The sequence below is a fragment of the Rhodococcus sp. DN22 genome (assembly GCF_036669995.1).
Taxonomy (GTDB): domain Bacteria; phylum Actinomycetota; class Actinomycetes; order Mycobacteriales; family Mycobacteriaceae; genus Rhodococcus_F; species Rhodococcus_F erythropolis.
Map to the genome: position 1 here is coordinate 1,577,110 of NZ_CP133326.1, position 19,937 is coordinate 1,597,046.

At 63.7% G+C, this 19,937-nt stretch carries 20 protein-coding genes and 1 riboswitch; of the genes, 19 read left to right on the forward strand and 1 reads right to left on the reverse strand.

What is annotated here, in order from left to right:
- Positions 1 to 21: 21 nt before the first annotated feature.
- From RA302_RS07270 to RA302_RS07335, 14 genes are all read left to right on the forward strand, one after another.
- Positions 22 to 780, forward strand: coding sequence for an amino acid ABC transporter ATP-binding protein (locus RA302_RS07270; RefSeq protein ID WP_269456395.1), 759 nt, complete (start codon positions 22 to 24; stop codon positions 778 to 780).
- Between the two features lie 34 nt (positions 781 to 814).
- On the forward strand, positions 815 to 1,786 hold the full coding sequence (locus RA302_RS07275; RefSeq protein WP_338479966.1) for an ABC transporter substrate-binding protein: 972 nt from the start codon (positions 815 to 817) through the stop codon (positions 1,784 to 1,786).
- 10 nt (positions 1,787 to 1,796) lie between these two features.
- Positions 1,797 to 2,906, forward strand: coding sequence for an FAD-dependent oxidoreductase (locus tag RA302_RS07280; protein WP_097387703.1), 1,110 nt, complete (start codon positions 1,797 to 1,799; stop codon positions 2,904 to 2,906).
- A 23-nt stretch (positions 2,907 to 2,929) separates the two neighbouring features.
- A complete protein-coding gene (locus RA302_RS07285; protein WP_338479967.1) occupies positions 2,930 to 3,505 on the forward strand; it encodes a GNAT family N-acetyltransferase in 576 nt (191 codons plus the stop codon).
- A 17-nt stretch (positions 3,506 to 3,522) separates the two neighbouring features.
- Positions 3,523 to 3,617: riboswitch (SAM riboswitch) on the forward strand.
- 8 nt (positions 3,618 to 3,625) lie between these two features.
- Positions 3,626 to 3,715 (forward strand): putative leader peptide, encoded by a 90-nt coding sequence (locus RA302_RS07290; RefSeq protein ID WP_310504006.1) that lies wholly within the window; start codon positions 3,626 to 3,628, stop codon positions 3,713 to 3,715.
- A gap of 137 nt (positions 3,716 to 3,852) precedes the next feature.
- Positions 3,853 to 5,490 carry an ABC transporter substrate-binding protein gene (locus tag RA302_RS07295; protein WP_003944291.1) on the forward strand — a complete coding sequence of 546 codons (1,638 nt, stop codon included), beginning with the start codon at positions 3,853 to 3,855 and terminating at the stop codon, positions 5,488 to 5,490.
- Between the two features lie 2 nt (positions 5,491 to 5,492).
- Positions 5,493 to 6,491: an ABC transporter permease gene (locus tag RA302_RS07300; protein WP_003944382.1), complete on the forward strand. Its 999-nt coding sequence runs from the start codon at positions 5,493 to 5,495 to the stop codon at positions 6,489 to 6,491.
- Positions 6,484 to 7,374, forward strand: coding sequence for an ABC transporter permease (locus RA302_RS07305; RefSeq protein WP_007726838.1), 891 nt, complete (start codon positions 6,484 to 6,486; stop codon positions 7,372 to 7,374). The genes RA302_RS07300 and RA302_RS07305 overlap by 8 nt, the downstream gene beginning before the upstream one ends.
- A complete protein-coding gene (locus RA302_RS07310; protein ID WP_259121682.1) occupies positions 7,371 to 8,993 on the forward strand; it encodes an ABC transporter ATP-binding protein in 1,623 nt (540 codons plus the stop codon). The genes RA302_RS07305 and RA302_RS07310 overlap by 4 nt, the downstream gene beginning before the upstream one ends.
- On the forward strand, positions 8,980 to 10,098 hold the full coding sequence (locus RA302_RS07315) for an LLM class flavin-dependent oxidoreductase (RefSeq protein ID WP_019749502.1): 1,119 nt from the start codon (positions 8,980 to 8,982) through the stop codon (positions 10,096 to 10,098). The genes RA302_RS07310 and RA302_RS07315 overlap by 14 nt, the downstream gene beginning before the upstream one ends.
- Positions 10,099 to 10,122: 24 nt before the next feature.
- A complete protein-coding gene (locus RA302_RS07320; protein WP_020906676.1) occupies positions 10,123 to 11,493 on the forward strand; it encodes an NtaA/DmoA family FMN-dependent monooxygenase in 1,371 nt (456 codons plus the stop codon).
- Positions 11,490 to 12,314 carry a DUF1684 domain-containing protein gene (locus tag RA302_RS07325; RefSeq protein ID WP_046378159.1) on the forward strand — a complete coding sequence of 275 codons (825 nt, stop codon included), beginning with the start codon at positions 11,490 to 11,492 and terminating at the stop codon, positions 12,312 to 12,314. The genes RA302_RS07320 and RA302_RS07325 overlap by 4 nt, the downstream gene beginning before the upstream one ends.
- On the forward strand, positions 12,311 to 13,453 hold the full coding sequence (locus RA302_RS07330; RefSeq protein ID WP_047888733.1) for an LLM class flavin-dependent oxidoreductase: 1,143 nt from the start codon (positions 12,311 to 12,313) through the stop codon (positions 13,451 to 13,453). The genes RA302_RS07325 and RA302_RS07330 overlap by 4 nt, the downstream gene beginning before the upstream one ends.
- 27 nt (positions 13,454 to 13,480) lie before the next feature.
- Entirely contained in the window at positions 13,481 to 13,978 is a 498-nt protein-coding gene (locus RA302_RS07335) for a deaminase (RefSeq protein WP_167343319.1), read from the forward strand.
- A gap of 29 nt (positions 13,979 to 14,007) precedes the next feature.
- On the opposite strand, the gene RA302_RS07340 is transcribed toward RA302_RS07335, so the two are convergent.
- A complete protein-coding gene (locus RA302_RS07340) occupies positions 14,008 to 14,949 on the reverse strand; it encodes an alpha/beta hydrolase family protein (RefSeq protein ID WP_338479979.1) in 942 nt (313 codons plus the stop codon).
- Between the two features lie 115 nt (positions 14,950 to 15,064).
- Here RA302_RS07340 and RA302_RS07345 point away from each other — a divergent pair, with 115 nt between their 5' ends.
- The 5 genes from RA302_RS07345 to pta all read left to right on the forward strand — a co-directional run bounded on the left by RA302_RS07345 (position 15,065) and on the right by pta (position 19,935).
- On the forward strand, positions 15,065 to 15,772 hold the full coding sequence (locus RA302_RS07345) for a hypothetical protein (protein WP_019749508.1): 708 nt from the start codon (positions 15,065 to 15,067) through the stop codon (positions 15,770 to 15,772).
- The gene (locus tag RA302_RS07350; RefSeq protein ID WP_019749509.1) at positions 15,772 to 16,245 is read left to right on the forward strand and encodes an RDD family protein; all 474 of its coding nucleotides are present in this window, start codon (positions 15,772 to 15,774) and stop codon (positions 16,243 to 16,245) included. Before RA302_RS07345 ends, RA302_RS07350 begins: the two co-directional genes overlap by 1 nt.
- Positions 16,242 to 16,589, forward strand: coding sequence for a DUF202 domain-containing protein (locus RA302_RS07355; protein ID WP_019749510.1), 348 nt, complete (start codon positions 16,242 to 16,244; stop codon positions 16,587 to 16,589). Before RA302_RS07350 ends, RA302_RS07355 begins: the two co-directional genes overlap by 4 nt.
- Positions 16,590 to 16,696: 107 nt before the next feature.
- A complete protein-coding gene (fgd, locus tag RA302_RS07360; protein ID WP_029254775.1) occupies positions 16,697 to 17,710 on the forward strand; it encodes a glucose-6-phosphate dehydrogenase (coenzyme-F420) in 1,014 nt (337 codons plus the stop codon).
- Between the two features lie 146 nt (positions 17,711 to 17,856).
- The gene (gene pta / locus RA302_RS07365; RefSeq protein WP_003944313.1) at positions 17,857 to 19,935 is read left to right on the forward strand and encodes a phosphate acetyltransferase; all 2,079 of its coding nucleotides are present in this window, start codon (positions 17,857 to 17,859) and stop codon (positions 19,933 to 19,935) included.
- Positions 19,936 to 19,937 lie beyond the last annotated feature (2 nt).

Consider the following 19,937-nt stretch of genomic DNA (forward strand, 5'->3'; position numbering starts at 1 on the left):
GCAGAACTGACCGAAGAGACGGTGTACGCCGTCGAAGCACGCGGAATTCACAAGTCGTTCGGCACGCTGGAAGTACTTGCAGGCGTTGATCTCCTGGTCCGCAAGGGCGAAGTGACCGTCATTCTCGGTCCGTCTGGTTCCGGTAAGTCCACCTTGCTGCGCACCCTCAATCACCTCGAGAAGGTCGACCGCGGGACCGTGCGGATCGACGGAGAACTGATCGGGTACCGGCGCAAGGGAAATCGGCTCCACGAACTGCGTGACCGCGAGATCCTGAAACAGCGTTCGCACATCGGATTCGTGTTCCAGAACTTCAATCTGTTTCCGCACCTGACCGCGCTGGAAAACGTGGTGGAAGCGCCGCTCTCGGCCCAGAAGCGTGATCGTGACGAGGTGTACCGCGAGGCCCGCGCACTGCTCGAGCGAGTGGGAGTGGGGGACAAGGCGGACGAGTATCCCCGCCAACTCTCCGGTGGCCAGCAACAGCGCGTCGCGATAGCGCGAGCGCTGGCACTGCGGCCGGCGGTCATTCTCTTCGACGAGCCGACGTCGGCGCTCGACCCGGAACTGGTGGGCGAGGTTCTCGAAGTCCTCGCTCAGCTGGCCCGTGACGGCGCCACCTTGGTGATCGTCACACACGAGGTCGGATTTGCTCGGGAAGTGGCGGACACTGCGGTCTTCATGGACGGCGGCGTCATCGTCGAACAGGGCCCACCTTCGCAGGTGATCGACAATCCGGTCCACGAACGGACCAAAGCTTTTCTCTCCCGCGTCCTCTGACGCGACCCAGACTCATTCCCGGAAGGAAAAATTGATGTTCTCCCCATCCCGTCGCGCGACTTTTCTGATCTCGGCTCTTGCCACAGTCGGACTGCTCAGCGCTGCATGCAGCAGTGCGGACGCCGAGTCCGACGGCGCCCAGGTCACCGCTGCTGCGGGTTACAACCTCACGGCCGATCAGAACCGCATCACCACCGACAAGGTGGATTCCATCGCCGCCGAGCTACCTCAGGACATCCGCGATCGTGGCACGCTGCGCGTCACCGGCAGTGCCGGTTCCGCTCCGCCGCTCCGCTTCTACGCCGACGACGACACCACTCTCATCGGTTCCGAGACCGACTTCGCCTACTTGATCGGTGACGTTCTCGGTTTGAAGGTCGACCTGCAGACCGCAGACTGGGCACAGAACTTCGTTCGCGTCGATTCCGGCGAGGCTGATGCATTCCTGTCCAATGTGACTGTGACGGAAGAGCGTAAGGAGAAGTACGACTTCGCCACCTACCGACTCGACACCCTCGCCTTCGAAGCCAAGAAGGGAGCCGGGATCTCCATCAAGGAGCCCAAGGACGTCGCGGGTAAGAAGATCGCCGTCTCCTCGGGCACCAATCAGGAAGCGCTGCTGGTCAAATGGAGTGAGCAGAACGTCGCGGCCGGCCTGGCGCCCACCGACATCTCCTACTACCAGAACACCACCGACTACTACCTGCCGCTGCAGTCCGGCCGGATCGACGCCTACTTCGGACCGAACCCGTCGTCGCAGTTCCATGCCAAGCAGTCGGGTGAAGCCGAAGTTGTCGGTGAGTTCTCCGGTGCAGGCGACACGCTGCAGGGTCAGATCGCGGTTCTGGTGAAGAAGGACAATGGCCTGATCAAGGCAATCAACGACGCGATCAACCACACGATCGAGAACGGCACGTACCAGCAGATCCTCGAGCGCTGGAACATCACGAGTGAAGCCGTCGACACGTCCCTGATCAACCCGCCCGGCCTTCCGAAGACCAAGTGAGCTCTCGTCCATGAGTGAGATTTTCGATGCGATCGTCATCGGCGGAGGACTCGTCGGGTCCTCCGCCGCCTGGCGGCTCGCGGCGCGCGGACGTAGCGTCGTTCAGCTGGAACAGTTCGGGCCGGGGCACAAGCACGGTGCGTCGCACGGTACTTCGCGCATCTACCGTCAGGCGTACGACAATCACCTGTACACCGGGTTGGCGGCCGACGCGCTGCCGCTGTGGCGGGAGTTGGAGACCACGACGGACATCGGGTTCCTGGAACTCACCGGTGCCGTTGATCACGGCCTGCCGCAGGCAGTGCAGTCCAAGGCGAAGATACTTCTCGAGGCGGGCATCAAGGGCGAGATCCTCACCCCTGCCGAGGCGTCCGCCCGTTGGCCGGGGCTGCGATTCGACACCACGGTGCTCCATCACCCCGATGCAGGCCGGTTGCACGCGGACCGCGCCGTGACCGCTCTGAAGGCGGGAGCGGTGTTTGCCGGCGCCGAGGTCCGTCACGATGTTCGGGTGTTGGCACTCGCGCGGGCGTCCTACGGCGTGGACGTGGTGACGGACAGTGGAACGCTCGCAGCTCGTCAGGTAGTGATCGCGGCCGGTGCGTGGACTGCGGATCTGATCGCAGACAGCGGTCTCGGCTCCGAGATCGTATTGCCGACGCTGCGCACGACGCAGGAACAACCGGCCCACTTCGCACCGCTCGATCCCGGAGTCGAGTGGCCGAGTTTCGTCCACCACACCGGCGCAGAATTGGAGACCGCGGGGATCTACGGGCTCGGTTCCGAGGACGGGATCAAGATCGGCGAACACGCGACCGGGCCGGTGGTGACTCCGCAGACCCGTGACTACACCCCTGATGTCGACGGAGAGCAGCGATTGGTGGAGTACGCCGAGTCGTGGTTGCCCGGTGTCGATTCCACCCGTGTCGAGTCGCTCACCTGCCTGTACACGAGCACGCCGGACAGTAACTTCGTCATCGACCGAGTCGGCGCCGTCACAGTGGCGGCGGGGTTCTCGGGGCATGGGTTCAAGTTCGGTCCGGCCTTGGGTGAACTTGTGGCGGACCTCGTCGACGGAACCACCCTCGCTCCGGAAGTTTTCAGGCTGGGGGAGCGTTGACCAGATTCATGGAGGAAAGTGTTGTGGCACTGGAGCTCGGAACTCGACAGCTCGAGGGTGTCGGAGCGGGAGAGGTCTATTCGGTATCGCAGGACGATCCCTTGGCAGCTCCACTGATCGCGGAGTTGGCACTCGAATACAGTTCGCGTTACGGCGGGACTCGCGAAGCGATGCTCGAGGATCTCACGACGTATCCGGCAGAAGAATTTGCCTACCCGCAGGGTGCGCTTCTGGTGCTCACCCACGACGGTCTGCCGATCGCCGGTGGTGCGTTTCGTCAATTCGATTCCACCACTGCCGAACTGAAGAGAATCTGGACATCGGTCGACTATCGGAAGCGCGGCCTCGGCAAGGCCGTCGTTCGCGAGTTGGAACGAGAGATCGAACTTCGTGGATACAACCGGGTGTTTCTCACGACGGGTCCTCGGCAACCCGAGGCCGTCGCGCTGTATCTGTCCAGTGGATACACACCGCTTTACGACGCGTCACTCTCGCCCGAAGAGGTGGGCATCCACCCGTTCGAGAAACAACTTCGGGTCCTCGAAAATGTGACTCGAGCAGCAATTCCTACCGACCGGGTTGACAACACCCGGGTTTAACCTCGTACACTTGCGAACGACCATCCAGAGCGACCGAGAGACCTGGCTCATTGAAGTCGCAGCAACCCCCCGAGTGATCGGGTGCGGGTGCTACCGCCAGGACCGATGGAGGAACACGAAATGAAGGCAGTCGAAGGCGGTTTCGATACCGCCTGGTCGCGTCGTCACGTAGACCTGTGCCGCACCGCGGGATCTTTCTGTACCAACTGACCTCGGTCAGTCATTCACACTCAGGCGAGTCGTCGAGAAGTCTGTTTTCTCTTCTCTCACAAGTGATTCGTGCTCGATCGCCTTTCTCGTCTCAGGCGACGGGTGCGCTCTTCGGCATGCCTCTTTAGGAGTTCTTGGTGTCTTCGCCCTCATTCGGTGCCCGCAAACGCGCGACCGTAATCGCCGGTATCGGTGCTGTCTCGGTTCTCGGCACCGTCCTCGCCGGCTGCAGCAGCGGGAGTGACAGTGCTGCCGACGCAGGCCCCGCCCAGTCCGGCGGAACCCTTCGCTACGGTCTGTCGCAGGCGCCGACGTGCGCCGATCCGGCCCAGGCCGGCAGTAACCAGACCGTGTATGTCACTCGGACCGTGGTGGATTCGCTGACCGATCAAAATCCCGACACCGGAGAGATCACCCCGTGGCTCGCCAAGAGCTGGGAGATCAGCCCCGACGCCGCTAGCTTCACGTTCGTCCTTCGCGACGACGCCACCTTCAGCGACGGCACCCCGGTGACGGCGGATTCGGTGAAGAAGACCTTCGACTCGGTCAAGAATCTCGGACCGAACGCGTCGTTGGCGAAGAGTTACCTGTCCTCGTACACCGGTACCGACGTCGTAGATGCTCACACGGCGAAGATCAATTTCTCCGGACCCAATGTTCAGTTCCTGCAGGCAACTTCGACGCCACAGCTCGGAATCCTCGCCGATTCCACCACCGCGCTGGCATCCGAGCAGCGCTGCCCCGGTGCAGCGGTGATCGCCTCCGGACCGTTCGTGTACACCGACTGGCAGCAGGACAAGAGCGTCAAGATCGCCAAGCGTGCGGGATACAACTGGGCGTCGGACGCGGTCGCGCATCAGGGCGAGGCCTACCTCGACGGCGTCGACTTCACGGTGGTCCCCGAATCCGGTGTGCGGGCAGGCAGCGTGGCCTCCGGCCAGCTCGATGCGGTCAGCGATGCGCTTCCGCAGGATGCGCCGCAGATCGAGGGCGCAGGCGGACGAATCCTCACAAGGCCGAACCCGGGTGTGAGCTTCTTCTTCCAGCCCAACGTCAGTCGCGGCGTTCTCGCCGATCAGGCTGTTCGCCAGGCCATCATTCCCGCAATCAACCGCCAAGAACTCGTCGACACCGTTCTGGATCCGTCGTTCTTCCCGGCCACGAGCCCGTTGGCTCACACCACTCCGCTCTACAGCGACGAATCCAGTGTCGTGACGTACGACGCCGACAAGTCGGCGAAACTCCTCGACGCGGCTGGTTGGAAGACCGGCAGCGACGGTATCCGCGAGAAGGACGGGCAGAAGCTCACTTTCAGCGTCACCTTCAGTCCGGTGTTCTCGGGTAACCAGGCCATCCTCGAGCTGGTGCAGCAGCAGCTCAAGAAGGTCGGCGTCGACCTGCAGCTCAACCTGGTCTCGAACGGTGAATGGACCGAGAAGGGAGTATCGGGTGATTACGATTCGCTGTATTACAACAGCACTCGCGCGGACGCCGACATCTTGCGGGCATCGTTCAGCACCGAAGGCCGCAACCTGAACCGTCGCGGCGCAGATCCGGAGCTCGACAAGGTGCTCACAGACCAGCTTGCAGCCACGGACAACGGCCAACGCGGCGAACTGGTATCCACCGCACAGGAATTGATCCTCGACCGTGGACTCTCCATCCCCACCATCGAGCTCTCGCAGGCCATCGGCGCCGGATCGAGTGTGCAGGACCTGAACTTCGAAGCCTCCTCGCGCCTGCAGTTCTACGACGCATGGTTGTCGGGTAAGTAATCATGACTCGATACGTACTCACCCGACTGGGTCAGGCCGCAGTGGTTCTGTGGGCCGCCTTCACCATCTCGTTCGTGATTCTGTTCCTCCTGCCCAGTGATCCCGTCAGCATGGCTGCCGACTCGTCCGGTCAGGGTGTTGCAGTGGATCAGGCTGCGCTCGATCAGCTTCGTGCACGGTACGGCTTGGACCAGTCGGTGTGGGTGCAGTACTGGACGTCGCTGACGAATGCTCTTCGCGGCGATTTCGGTACATCGATCTCCACCGGTCAGTCGGTGACGGATGCCATCTTCTCGGCGCTGCCCAGCACTCTGGTGCTGGCAACCACCGCTTTGGTTCTGGCCGTGTTGTTCGGAGTGGCGATCGCGTTCTTCGCTACCTACACCCGCAAGCGGTGGCTCGCGAACCTGTTGTTCTCTCTGCCGCCGCTGGGTGTGGCAGTGCCTACTTTCTGGGTGGGCCTGATTCTTCTGCAACTCTTCTCGTTCCGTCTGCACATCTTCCCGGCATTCGGAGACAAGGGATTCGCAACGGTGATTCTTCCGGCGATCACCTTGGCGATCCCGACCGGCGCGGTGATCGCGCAGGTGCTCACGACCAGCCTGCAGTCGACGCTACGTTCGCCGCACGTGGAGACTGCGTACGCCAAGGGCGCAAGCCGTTGGCGCGTGCAGACCCGTCACGCGTTGCGACTGGCGAGCATTCCGGCATTCACCATTGCCGGTGTGCTGGTCGGCACGCTGCTGGCGGGCTCGGTGGTTGTGGAAACGGTGTTCTCTCGCGCGGGCGTCGGCCGTCTGACACAGACGTCGGTGATGGCGCAGGACATCCCGGTGGTGCAGGGAGTCGTTGTGTTCGCCTCTCTCGTGTTCGTGCTCGTCAACCTCGCGGTCGACCTCTTCTACCCCTTGATAGATCCACGGATCATCCAGACGAAGAAGAGTCACACCGAAAAGTCGAATACCGAAAGCTCGACCGATCTGGAGCCGGCTCATGTCTGACACATTGATCGAACCCCTACTCCTCGATCCGAGCGTCGAGGCGAAGGCACCTGTTGTTTCGCGCCGAAAGTCCACGGCCATCGGCTGGATCCGAAAGCCCGGCTTGGTGATTCCGGTGTTGATCGTGTTGCTTGCCATCGGCTTTGCCGTCGCACCCGGATTTTTCGCCAGCGGCGATCCGTTGTCCGGTGTCCCGGCGGACAAACTGCAGGGCCCGAGCCTGGCTCACTGGTTCGGAACCGACAATCTCGGACGTGACCTGTACACACGGTTCGTGCACGGCGCCGCGCTGTCGCTGACCGCAACCTTGGTGGCGGTCGGAATCGCATTGGTGGCGGGATCGATAATCGGTTTGCTCGCGGGCTTTGTCGGTGGCGTCGTCGACGCCGTGCTGATGCGCATCGTCGACGTGCTGCTGTCCATTCCGGCACTGCTGCTCTCGTTGGCCCTTGTCACCGCACTCGGCTTCGGCACCATCAACGTCGCCATTGCTGTCGGCGTCAGTATGGTCGCCAATTTCGCGCGAGTGATGCGTGCCGAAGTGATGCGGGTGCGCGGAGCTCAGTACGTCGAGGCTGCGTTCAGTTCAGGTGTGCAGTGGCTCGGTGTCCTGCGTCGGCACGTGCTTCCCAACTCCTACGCGCCGGTGGTCGCGCTGTCCGCTGTCGAGTTCGGGCAGGCAGTACTGGCCGTGTCGGCTCTGAGCTTCTTGGGATTCGGCGCCGTTCCGCCTACCCCGGAATGGGGATCGCTGGTATCCGAGGGACGCAATTTCCTCGCCAATGCCTGGTGGATGACAACACTTCCCGGTCTCGCGATTGTCGCCGTGGTCATCTCGGCACACCGTATCGGCCACGAGATCGAAAGGAACAACCGGCGATGAGCACGACTGAGGAACAGTTGCTTTCCGTCACCGACTTACAGATCGCCTACGGCGCCGAGCCCGCGGTATCCGGCGTGAGCTTCACCGTCGGTCGGGGCGAAGTAGTTGCGGTGGTCGGGGAATCGGGTTCCGGTAAGTCGACCACGGCGCACGCGATATTGGGTCTGCTCGCCGGCAGTGGCCACGTCACCGGCGGGACCGTCGAGTTCGAGGGTGAACAGATCGACTCGTATTCCGACCGTGCGTGGCAGCGAATCCGCGGCGCGCGTATCGGTTTGGTACCGCAGGATCCGACGACCTCGCTCAACCCGGTGACGAGGATCGGCGACCAGGTTGCAGAAGTCCTCCGGATCCACGGCCTCGCAGACCGTCGCAAAGCCCGGTTGGACGCCGTCGAGGTGCTCGAGCGCGCGGGTATCGACCGGCCGGAAATCCGAGCACGCCAGTACCCACACGAGCTCTCCGGCGGTATGCGGCAACGAGTTCTGATCGGTATCGCGCTTGTCGCGAACCCCGCCCTCATCATCGCCGACGAGCCGACCAGTGCTCTGGACGTCACGGTTCAACGACGCATCCTCGACCACTTGGACGAGCGAATCGCCGAATCCGGTGCCGCCGTGCTCCTGATCACGCACGACCTGGGAGTGGCCGCAGACCGCGCGGACCGGATCCTGGTGATGCAGGGCGGCAGGATCGTCGAATCCGGCCGCACCGCAGATATTCTGGACAACCCGCGACACGCGTACACGAAGAAGCTGCTCGACTCGGCTCCGAGCCTGTCCTCGGGACCGGTCGATCGGCCGGTCCGTCAGGATACGAGCCCGCTGCTGACGTTGACCGGAATCACCAAGCGTTTCAACGTCGGACGCGGGAGTTCGATCACCGCGGTGAACGAGGTATCGCTGACTGTTCCGCGTGGTCAGACGGTGTCATTGGTGGGGGAGTCCGGCTCCGGCAAGTCGACCACGGCGCGCATCGCCGTGCGGTTGGAGCAGGCGGATGCCGGCACCATCTCCTTCGACGGACACGACATCACGAAGGTCAAGGGCAGCGATCTGCGCGAGCTGCGCCGAAAGATCCAGCTCGTGTACCAGAACCCCTATGCATCACTCGACCCGAAATTGTCCGTCCAGGACATCGTTGCGGAGCCGCTGCGGGCCTTCAAGGTTGGTGGACGCAGCCAGCAGCAGAGTCGTGCAGCAGAGTTGCTCGATCAGGTTGCACTTCCCGAGCAGTTCCTGAGCCGCAAACCGGCCGAACTCTCGGGCGGCCAGCGTCAACGGGTGGCGATCGCTCGTGCGCTCGCTTTGAAGCCGGACCTGCTCGTTCTCGACGAACCTGTGTCCGCTCTCGACGTCTCGGTGCAAGCGCAGATTCTGGCGCTACTCGACGAGTTGCAGCGCGAACTGGGCCTGACCTATCTCTTCATCTCCCACGATCTTGCGGTTGTTCGCCAGATCAGCGACGTCGTCGGCGTCATGCAGGCCGGGCGATTGCTCGAAATCGGTACTACCACCGAGATTTTCGACAATCCCCGAAACGAGTACACACGCACACTTCTCGACGCGATCCCCGGGCGGGATCATTCGACACGAAAGGCCGAACATGTCCGAGCGTAGTTCCGGAGCATTCCTGGTCGGCCTCGAATTCGAGGGAACCGGAGCTCATCCGTACTCCTGGCGACGCGAGGATTCGCGCGCCGAAGATCTGTTCACGCCCTCGTACTGGGTGGACCTGGTGACCGCCGCGGATCGGGGTGGGGTGGATCTGGCGTTCCTCCCTGACTCGTTCGGACTGCAATCCGAGGGCCAGCACGCAGTGCGGGGCAGATTGGAGGCGGTTGCAACTGCGGCGCGGCTGAGTGCTGTGACCTCGCGTATCGGCCTGATCCCCACTGCGACAGTCACGCACACCGAGCCGTTCCACATCTCCAAGGCCGTCGCGAGTATCGACTACTCCTCAGCGGGGCGGGCCGGCTGGCAGGTCGCGGTGTCCGACACCGCTGAGCAGGCGTCGTTGTTCGGCCGAAAGGCAGTGCAGGGCCCCGAGTCCGCGTGGGAGGAAGCGTCCGAGGCTGTCGAGGTGGTCAGTCGGCTGTGGGACAGCTGGGAGGACGACGCCGAGATACGGGACGCTGCGAGCGGACGATTCATCGATCGAGACAAGCTGCACTACATCGACTTCGAGGGAAAGAACTTTTCCGTCAAGGGGCCGTCCATCACGCCGCGCTCCCCGCAGGGGCAGCCGCTGATCGCCGTCGACGCGAGCAGGCCGGAGGCACGCGAGCTCGCTGTTGCGCGCGGAGATCTGATTCGGATCTCGGCAACCGACCTCGGCGAGGCCAACGCCACGGCCAAGCTGGTCCACGCGAATGCCGCTGCCCTCGGGCGCAGCGTCAGGGTTCTCCTCGACGTCGACGTGCTTCTCGGCGCTGATCGCGGAGCCGCCGACGACGCTCTGGCCGAACTCGAGGAATGGGCGGGAGCGCCGTACGCCCCGCACTCGCTGTTCTATCGCGGTGACAGCGCCGGCCTGACTGTCCTCCTTCGCGAGATCGGTGGGCTGGCCGGGGTCGACGGTGTTGTCCTGCGTCCCTTGGCTTTGGCTGCCGCAGTGGAGAAGATCGCGGCGGACGTGGTGCCGACTCTCAATCCGCGACCGACTACCGGCCCGACGCTGCGCGAGCGGTTGGGTTTCGAGTTGCCCGTCAATCAGTTCGCGTAGCGCGAACAGAGAACAGGAACACCGATGACACAGAACAGGATTCGCAAGCAAGTTCACCTGGGCGCTCACTTCCCCGGCGTGAACAACACCACGGTGTGGACCGATCCGGCGTCCAAGAGCCAGATCGAGTTCAGCTCGTTCGAGCATCTCGCACGCAGTGCCGAACGCGGATTGTTCGACTTCTTCTTCCTCGCAGAGGGTTTGCGCCTGCGCGAGCATCAGGGCAAGATTCACGACCTCGACGTGGTCGGTCGCCCGGATACGTTCAGTATTCTCAACGCGGTTGCCGGTGTGACAACGCATCTCGGTCTGGCCGGGACGATCAACACCACGTTCAACGAGCCGTACGAGTTGGCCAAGCAGTTCTCGACGCTCGATCATCTCTCCGACGGCCGCGCCGCGTGGAATCTGGTCACCTCTTCGGATGCCTTTACCGGTGAGAACTTCCGCCGCGGTGGGTATCTGGAGCATTCCGAGCGGTACGCACGCGCAAACGAGTTGGTCGACGCAGTACGGACGCTGTGGGACAGTTGGAGCATCGATCGTCCGATCGTCGACCGTGAGCGCGGCGTTTTTGCCACCGACCAGCAGGTCGGTCAGTTCCAACACTCCGGTAAGCAGTTCGACATCACCGGACGCTTCGAAGTACCTCGGAGTCCCCAAGGACACCCAGTCCTGCTGCAGGCAGGTGACTCCGATGAAGGACGCGAGTTCGGCGCCGCCAAGGCAGACGCCATCTTCACCGGGCACGGAACGCTCGAAGCAGGCAAGGCGTTCTACGCCGACGTGAAGGGACGCTTGGCCAAGTACGGACGCACGCACGCAGACCTCAAGATTCTCCCCGCCGCCACCTTCGTGCTCGGTGACAACGCCGCGGACGCACAGGAGAAGGCGTATCACATCCGGCGGCAGCAGGTCGGACCCCAGACTGCCATCGCTTTTCTCGAACAAGTCTGGGGCAGAGACCTTTCCCAGTACGACGCCGACGGCCCGTTGCCGAAGGAAGATCCGTCGGACGACGTCAACATCACCCGCGGACGCGTCCGCCACGTCAAGGATCCGCGAGCGGTCGCAGATCAGTGGCGTGCCAAGGCCGAGGCCGAAAACCTCAGCATCCGTGAACTCATCATCGAAGTGACTGCCCGCCAACAGTTCGTGGGTAGTGCAGCGGAGGTGGCTGCCGAGATCGACACCTACGTCCAGGGCGACGCGAGCGACGGATTCATTCTCGTTCCCCACATCACCCCCGCGGGCCTCGACGAGTTCATCGACACCGTCGTACCAGAACTACAGGACCGCGGCAGTTTCCGGACCGAATACTCAGGAACCACCCTGCGCAGCCATCTCGGGCTGCGCCACCCGTACGAGCAGGCTGAAGGAGTCCGCGCATCATGACCGTTACCGACACTTCCACCAGCACCTTCACCGGCGAGTGGAATGCCTGGCATGCCTCGCGCGACGCCACCTTCAGCGAACCGCTCGGCTGGCTGAGCCTGACTGCGTTGCATTGGCTGGTTGACACCGATTCCACCTTCACGGACCTGCCCGGTGCGTGGCGCGCCGACGCGAATGCCGTTGTCGTCACCGCGACGCCGGCCGACGACCTCTCGATCGACGGCGTCGCAGTGGACGGTTCACTCACTCTGAATCCGATCGAGGGGGCGCCGGGACTGATCGTCAAGCAGGGCGCGCGGTTGGTCGAGGTCATCCGCCGCACCGGCGAGGTGGCTCTGCGGATCCACGATTCGTCGGCCCCGGCATTGGCGCAGTTCAGTGGTATCCCGACCTTCGAGCCGAACCCGCAGTGGCGCATCGAGGGTGTCTTCACAGCTTTCGAGGAGGCTCGCACGGTGACGACGGGTGCGGTCGTCGAGCGCCTCGAGCATCATCACGACGCCCGCGGAACCATCAGCTTCGAACACGATGGTGCAACGCATACGCTGATTGCGTTCGCGGGCAAGGACAACGGCTTTCACATCCTGTTCACCGACGCGACCAGTGGTGTATCCACCTACCCGGCCGCACGCTCGCTGCACGTGAGCGCACCGGAGCCCGGTGGTGCGGTAGCCCTCGATTTCAATCGGGCGTCGAACCTGCCCTGCGCCTTCACCGATTACGCGACGTGCCCCGTCGCCCCCGCCGAGAATCGTTTGCCGTTCGCGGTGGAAGCCGGCGAGAAGACACCGAAGACCCGCGACGGAAGCGCACCGAGGTGAGCGCGCCCCTGTCCGTACTCGACCTCTCTCCGATCAGTGAGGGTGAAACGGCCCGCCAGGCCTTGCGGAACTCGCTGGACCTCGCTCGTTCTGCCGAAGCGTGGGGATACAAGAGGTACTGGGTCGCCGAACACCACTTCGTCGGCGTAGCCAGCTCGTCACCGGCCGTTCTGGTCGGACTGATTGCGGCCGCGACCAACACCATTCGCGTCGGCTCGGCCGCCGTGCTGCTGGGCAACAACACGGCAGCTCAGGTGGTCGAGGCCTTCGGTACCGTCGAAGCGTTGTATCCGGGTCGTATCGATCTCGGTATCGGGCGCAGCGGGCAGCGTCGGGTGGAGGCACTTCGTGCCGTCGCTGCCGGAACGCCTGCCCCGGCAGAATCGAAGCGGGAGACCGTCGTACGCGACGGCGTCGTGATCCCGGCGCCCTTCGATCCAACCGGTCTTCTCACGTCACCGAGATTGCAGGCGTCGTTCGAGGCATTGGCGTTTCCGGGCGCACAGGCGCCCGATTTCGAGCAGCAGGTCGACGACATACTCTCGCTCCTGAACGGCACCCACCGCACCCGCGACGGCATCGAATTGCACGCCAGTCCCGGCGAGGACGCCGACGTCGAATTGTGGGTTTTCGGAAGCAGCGCAGGCCCCAGTGCCGAACTCGCCGGACGACTCGGATTGCCGTTCGGCGCGAATTACCATGTGGCGCCCTCGAGTACGCTCGATGCCGTCGAGGCATACCGTGCAGCATTCCGACCGTCGGCAGTTCTGTCGGAGCCGTATGTCGTCGTCTCCGCGGATGTTGTTGCCGCAGAGGACGATGCGACGGCGAGAGAGTTGGCGTCGACGTTCGCGCACTGGACACACAGCATTCGCAGCGGGCACGGCGCCATCCCGTACCCCGATCCGGCCACAGCGCTCCCACTTTCCGATGCCGACAAAGCAGTAGTGGAGGATCGGCTGATCACGCAGTTCGTCGGTTCACCCACCACCGTCGCCGACAGGCTCGACAGTTTGCAGAAGCTGACCGGAGCGGACGAATTGGTGATCACCGGGGTGACCCATCGACACGAGGATCGCCTGCGCTCGTACGAGCTGCTGGCCAAGGAATGGGGACTACCCGCACTACTGGCGGCATGAGTTCGCCTGGCCCATTAGTGTCGAGTGATGTTTTCACCTCGAGATGCGCTTTCCCTTGCTCTTGACGTAGCGCGTGAGGGCATGGAACTCGGGGAGATGCCGATCGGGGCAGTCGTGTTCGACGACGACCGTGTGCTCGGGCGGGCGTATACGCAAGAACGGGCACTCGGCCGACGGGTAGTCCATGCGGACCTTCAAGCGCTCTTGCAGGCCGACGAGGCTCTCGGGTTCACTCGAGCGTCAGGGGAATTGACATTGGCGGTCAATCTCGAACCATGTCTGATGTGCATGGGTGCCGCGATCACACTCGGTGTGTCCCGGGTGTGGTTCGCTCTCGAATCCCCGAACGACGGTGCGAGGGAACTCGTGCAGCTGTGGGCGCCGCCTGAGGAACTTCCGTTTTTCCGTAAGCCGCGTGAAGTCCTCGGCGGCATTCGCCGTGACGAATCGCGAAATCTGTTCGCTGAATACGCCACTGGCACCGGCCCCGCCGGGATGCGGGACTGGGCGCGCAGTCTCACCTGACGCCATGGCTTGAAGGAGCGCCATGAGGCTTACGCCCCGATCGCGCCCGCGATCATCGGCCACGACGCACGCATGTCGGCTTCGAAGAGTCCCCAGGTGTGGGTGCCCTCGGGTCGGAAGCTGAACGTCGCGGGGATGCCGAGCTGACCGAATCGACCCTGTAGGGCAGCGGTGCACATGTTGGTGATGCCTTCGAGCACAGCGCCGGGAACGACTCCGGCAGCCATCGCCAATGAGTTGATTCCGTCCACCGGACCGGGAAGGCCGTTGCCGGTGGAGATGAACAGCGCTGTGCCGCGTAGTTTCTCGGCATTGATCAGCGGGTCGTGAGCAGCCCACTGCGGGCTACCCCACGGCCCCCACATGTTGGCTGCGTTTCCTCCGCCGAGTATCTCGACCATCGAGCGCACCGCAGCCTGGCCGAGCGGGTCGCCGGCGCGCGGGCAGCCGCTGTACGAGCCGACGGCGCGGTAGGTGCCCGGCGACTGGATCGCGAGGTCCAGAACCGGTCCACCGGCCATCGACACGCCGCCGAGTGCGTTGACGCCGGTCGTGTTGTATCGAGCGTTGACCGCTGCCGGTAGTTCCTTGGTGAGGTACGTCTGCCATTTGTTGCGGCCGAGCACCGGATCGTCGGCGTTCCAGTCGGTGTACATGCTGAACTTGCCGCCGACCGGCATGACCACGTTGACGTGCTTGTCGTCGAAGAAGTCACGAACTCCGGTGTTGTTGAACCAAGAGATCCCGTCCTCACCGCCGCCGACGCCGGTCAAAAGGTAGAAGGTCGGGGCGGGGCCACCGCCGACCGGGGAAATCACGTCGTTGGCGATCCAGCGATCCATGGAGGGGGAGTAGACATCGATGCGGCTGACCACTGAATCCGCGCTCGCGGTCGGCGCGCTGAGGCCGAGAAAGCCGGCAGCCATGGCCACCGCCATCGTCAAGCGGGCCGTGAATCGACGTGCCTTCATTATTTCCCCCTGGCGCAAGCCGGACAGCGTATTTGTGCCTACCAACAGTGGCACAATGCGAAGGAGAGTGACGAATGTCCGGATAACAGTCCGGTAAGAAGATGGAGACAATTGCGTGGGATCGCAGTCGCATCACCCCGAATCCGACGTGATTCGGCTGGCCTTCGGGCTGGCCGCGATCACGGCTGGTGCGGCGCGCAGAACCGCTGGTCTCGCCATTGATTCGGTGCAGCGGATCCCCGTTGTCGGTGACGCACTCGACGACGCGATCACCCAGGTCGCCACCCGCGGCACGGAAGCGATTCGCTCGACAGCGGAATTTGCCGATTCCACGTTGAGAACGGTGATCAAAGCTGTCGTCGACGCTGCTCTTGCCGAAGTCGACATCACGAAGATCGTCGTGGACCACGTGGACATCGACAAGATCGCCGAGAACATCGACGTGGACAAGATTGCCGAACGGGTCTCGCTCGAACCGATCATCGATCGCGTCGACGTCGATGCGATCGCGAGCCGACTCGACGTCAAAGCAGTGATCGATCGCCTCGACCTCGACGGCATCGTCGACAGCGTCGACCTCGAGCGCCAGATCGACCGCGTCGACCTCCTCAAGATCGCCGACCAGGTCATCGAGGGTGTCGACCTCCCACAGATGATTCGTGAATCGACCGGTTCACTCTCCACCGAAGCCGTGCACGGGGCGCGCGTGCAGGGGATGCAGGCGGACGACGCTGTCGCCGGGTTCGTCGGACGATTGTTCGGCCGCGACAACGCACCACCCTCACACGAGCCGCATCCGGACACGAACGCAGGTGAACGCTAGTGGCCCAGGAGAATTCCGGCCCGGCCGGAATCGTCACCCGCGGCCTCGCCGGACTGATCGACCTGGGCGTCGTGCTGATCCTGATGGGTTCCGTGTACGTGGCCTTGGCCTTTGTTCGATTGCTCTTCTCGCCGCAGAGTTTCACGTTCTCGGAACCGGGAATCTTCCTGTCCACGACGGCATTTCTCGGCGTCTCGGTGGCCTACCTGACTGCCTGCTGGGCGACCACCGGCCGAACTGTCGGCTCCCTCGTGATGGGGTTGCGGGTGATCACGTCGGGTCACCGGTTGGTCCGTTGGCCGCTCGCCTTCATCCGTGCGGTGCTCTGTGTGCTCTTCGCCTTCGGATTGCTGTGGTCGGCGGTCGATCGACGGCGACGATCGTTGCAGGACATCGTTCTGCGCACCGAGGTCGTCTACGACTGGCGTCAGGACCCGGATCTGGTGGCACCCCACGGAGGCGAGCACGCATGAGTGAACCGAACCGCCCGGACGAGCGATTCACCCTTGCCAGCGAGCGCACCTTCCTCGCGTGGATGCGTAGCTCGCTTGCCCTGCTGGCGGGCGGCATTGCCGTCGTCCAGTTGGTCCCCGAATGGAGTACAGGGTGGGTTCGCACGGCGCTCGGTCTGACGTTGATCGCACTCTCGGCAGCAGCCGCCCTCGTCGGTATGCGACGCTGGCTACAGGTGAAGAAGGCGCTCGAGGACGGAGCGGCGATGCCGGAACCGCATGCGCTGTGGCTGTTCGCACTGGCATTGGCCGGGGTTGCCGTCGCGGCCGGCGTGGCAACGGTGGTTACCAGCCTCGCTCGCTGAGATACCTCGTGAGATACGCAGAGAAGTCCGAGCGGTGTCTGGATAGTCTGCAAAGAACGAGAAGCACGTCAGAGAAGTAAACGAAACAGACGACAAGGGAGTGCACGGTGGCGCAGGAACTCAAGCTCGGATACAAGGCATCGGCTGAGCAATTCGGCCCTCGCGAACTGGTAGAGCTGGCAGTTCTGGCAGAGCAGCACGGCATGGATTCCGTTGCGGTGAGCGATCATTTCCAGCCGTGGCGCCACAACGGTGGACACGCGCCGTTCTCGCTCGCCTGGATGACGGCCGTCGGTGAGCGCACCGAGCGCGTGCAGATCGGCACGTCCGTGATGACGCCGACGTTCCGCTACAACCCGGCGGTCATCGCTCAGGCGTTCGCGACGATGGGATGTCTCTACCCGGGGCGCATCATGCTCGGCGTCGGCAGCGGTGAGGCTCTCAACGAGATCGCCACCGGCTTCCAGGGTGAGTGGCCCGAGTTCAAGGAACGCTTCGCGCGCCTGCGTGAGTCGGTGCGGCTGATGCGTGAGCTGTGGCTGGGCGATCGTGTCGACTTCGAAGGCGAGTACTTCACCACTCGTGGCGCGTCGATCTACGACGTCCCCGAGGGTGGGATTCCCGTGTACATCGCGGCCGGTGGACCCGTTGTCGCCCGGTACGCGGGACGTGCCGGTGACGGCTTCATCTGCACCTCCGGCAAGGGCATGGAGCTCTACACCGAGAAGTTGCTTCCGGCGGTTGCCGAGGGCGCGGCCAAGGCCGAGCGCGACGTCGCCGACATCGACAAGATGATCGAGATCAAGATCAGCTACGACACCGATCCGGAGGCTGCACTCGAGAACACGCGTTTCTGGGCGCCGCTTTCCCTGACGCCGGAGCAGAAGCACAGCATCGAGGATCCGATCGAAATGGAAGCAGCTGCCGACGCTCTGCCCATCGAGCAGGTGGCCAAGCGCTGGATCGTCGCTTCCGATCCCGAGGACGCCGTCGAGCAGGTCAAGGCCTACGTCGACGCCGGTCTCAATCACCTGGTGTTCCACGCACCGGGCCACGATCAGCGCCGCTTCCTCGAGCTGTTCGAGCGTGACCTCGCGCCCCGCCTGCGTGCTCTTGGCTGATCCTCGAGATCAACTGAACGGTGTCTGCCACTCGACGTGTGGCAGGCACCGTTCGTCTTTCTCGTAGCGGCCGGTTGTCGGCTGCACCGTGAGCGTGACCACGATCAGTGGCAAGGTGGGCGGCGGCCCACACTAGGCTGTTGGGCATGCCAGAAGCGCCCGCTGCCGTGTCGAGTGTCTACGTCGCCTCCCCTGAAGGTGACACCGGAAAATCCACCATCGCGCTTGGCGTGCTGCAGATGTTGTGCGCGACCGTCGCCCGGGTCGGTGTCTTCCGCCCGATCGCCCGCTCGACCGAGGAAACCGACTACATCCTCGAACTGCTGCTAGAGCACACCACGGCCGATCTCTCCTACGCCGACGCACTCGGCGTCACCTACGAGCAGGTTCACGCCGATCCCGAAGCTGCACTGGCCGACATCGTGGCGAAGTACCACACCGTGGCCGAGCAGTGCGACGCCGTCGTGATCATCGGAAGTGACTACACCGACGTCGCAAGCCCCAGCGAACTGAGCTTCAACGCCCGCATCGCCGTGAACCTGGGAGCGCCGGTCCTGTTGGCGGTTCGAGGCGCTCGGCGCAGCGTCGAGGAGGTTGCTCAGCTCGCGCACCTGTGCGCCGCCGAGTTGGCCGCCAACCACGCTCACCTGCTCGCGGTCGTCGCCAATCGCTGCGATCCCGACAAGCTCGACGAGGTCACCGCAGCCCTGTCCGACATCGGTGTTCCGACGTGGAGCCTGCCGGAGATTCCGTTGCTCGTCTCACCCACGATGGCCGAGTTGATGGAAGCCACCGGCGGCGAGTTGTACTCGGGTGACCCGGAACTGCTGCACCGCGAGGCACTGAAGGTGATGGTGGGCGGAATGACCGCCGAGCACATCCTCGAGCGTCTGGTCGAGGGCATGGTCGTCATCGCACCGGGTGACCGCTCGGACGTGCTGCTCGCGTTGCTCAATGCGCATGAGGCGGAGGGATTTCCGTCGCTCGCGGGCATCATCATGAATGGCGGGATCACGCCGCACCCGGCCATCGCGGCGTTGATGGCCGGCCTCAAACAGCGTCTTCCGATCCTCACGACAACCCTCGGCACTTTCGACACCGCAAGCGCTGCAGCCCAAACCCGCGGACGCGTGGCAGTCGGTTCGCAGCGAAAGGTCGACACTGCGCTGAGCTTGATGGAACAGCGCGTCGACGCCGACGTCCTGATGGACCGACTGGCACTGCCGATTCCGTCGGTCGTGACCCCACAGATGTTCGAGTACAAGCTCATCGACCGCGCTCGACGCGATCGCAAGCACATCGTCCTCCCGGAGGGTGACGACGACCGGATCCTGCGCGCGGCCGGCCGGCTGCTGCAGCGCCAGGTTGCCGACCTGACGATCCTCGGCGACGAACCCAGTGTGCGTCGACGCGCAGCGGAACTCGGCGTGGACATCAGCGGCGCGCAGGTCCTCGCGCCCGCGCAGTCCGAGTACACCGAGCGCTTCGCACAGGAATACACCGCGCTGCGGGCGCACAAGGGCATGACCATCGAGCGGGCACGCGAGGTGATCGCCGACATCTCGTACTTCGGAACGATGATGGTGCACTTGGGTATTGCCGACGGCATGGTCTCCGGTGCCGCCCACACCACCGCTCACACGATCCGGCCCTCGTTCGAGATCATCAAGACGGCCCCCGGAGTTTCGACGGTTTCGAGCATCTTCCTGATGTGCCTGGCCGACCGCGTTCTCTCCTACGGTGACTGCGCCGTGGTTCCGGACCCGACGTCGGAGCAGTTGGCGGACATCGCGATCTCGTCCGCACAGACGGCGTCGCAGTTCGGTATCGATCCGCGCATTGCGATGCTCTCGTACTCCACCGGCGATTCGGGCAGTGGAGCCGACGTCGACAAGGTTCGCACCGCGACCGCTTTGGTGCGCGAGCGCCGACCGGACCTGTTGGTGGAAGGGCCCATTCAGTACGACGCGGCCGTCGAGCAGAGTGTCGCTGACAAGAAGATGCCGGATTCTCTGGTGGCGGGCAAGGCCACGGTGTTCGTGTTCCCGGACTTGAACACCGGCAACAACACCTACAAGGCAGTGCAGCGTAGCGCCGGCGCTATCGCCGTCGGCCCGGTTCTGCAGGGACTGAACAAGCCGGTCAACGATCTCTCGCGTGGAGCGTTGGTCCAGGACATCGTCAACACCGTGGCTATCACGGCAATACAGGCACAGGGAGCGTAAGC

Coding starts and splice junctions, on each gene's coding strand:
- RA302_RS07275 (WP_338479966.1), top strand. CDS start 815: ATGTTCTCCCCATCCCGTCGCGCGACTTTTCTGATCTCGGCTCTTGCC.
- RA302_RS07305 (WP_007726838.1), top strand. CDS start 6,484: ATGTCTGACACATTGATCGAACCCCTACTCCTCGATCCGAGCGTCGAG.
- RA302_RS07340 (WP_338479979.1), bottom strand. CDS start 14,949: ATGAAGGCACGTCGATTCACGGCCCGCTTGACGATGGCGGTGGCCATG.
- RA302_RS07335 (WP_167343319.1), top strand. CDS start 13,481: ATGTTTTCACCTCGAGATGCGCTTTCCCTTGCTCTTGACGTAGCGCGT.
- RA302_RS07310 (WP_259121682.1), top strand. CDS start 7,371: ATGAGCACGACTGAGGAACAGTTGCTTTCCGTCACCGACTTACAGATC.
- RA302_RS07355 (WP_019749510.1), top strand. CDS start 16,242: ATGAGTGAACCGAACCGCCCGGACGAGCGATTCACCCTTGCCAGCGAG.
- RA302_RS07320 (WP_020906676.1), top strand. CDS start 10,123: ATGACACAGAACAGGATTCGCAAGCAAGTTCACCTGGGCGCTCACTTC.
- RA302_RS07325 (WP_046378159.1), top strand. CDS start 11,490: ATGACCGTTACCGACACTTCCACCAGCACCTTCACCGGCGAGTGGAAT.
- pta (WP_003944313.1), top strand. CDS start 17,857: ATGCCAGAAGCGCCCGCTGCCGTGTCGAGTGTCTACGTCGCCTCCCCT.
- RA302_RS07300 (WP_003944382.1), top strand. CDS start 5,493: ATGACTCGATACGTACTCACCCGACTGGGTCAGGCCGCAGTGGTTCTG.
- RA302_RS07290 (WP_310504006.1), top strand. CDS start 3,626: ATGAAGGCAGTCGAAGGCGGTTTCGATACCGCCTGGTCGCGTCGTCAC.
- RA302_RS07280 (WP_097387703.1), top strand. CDS start 1,797: ATGAGTGAGATTTTCGATGCGATCGTCATCGGCGGAGGACTCGTCGGG.
- RA302_RS07315 (WP_019749502.1), top strand. CDS start 8,980: ATGTCCGAGCGTAGTTCCGGAGCATTCCTGGTCGGCCTCGAATTCGAG.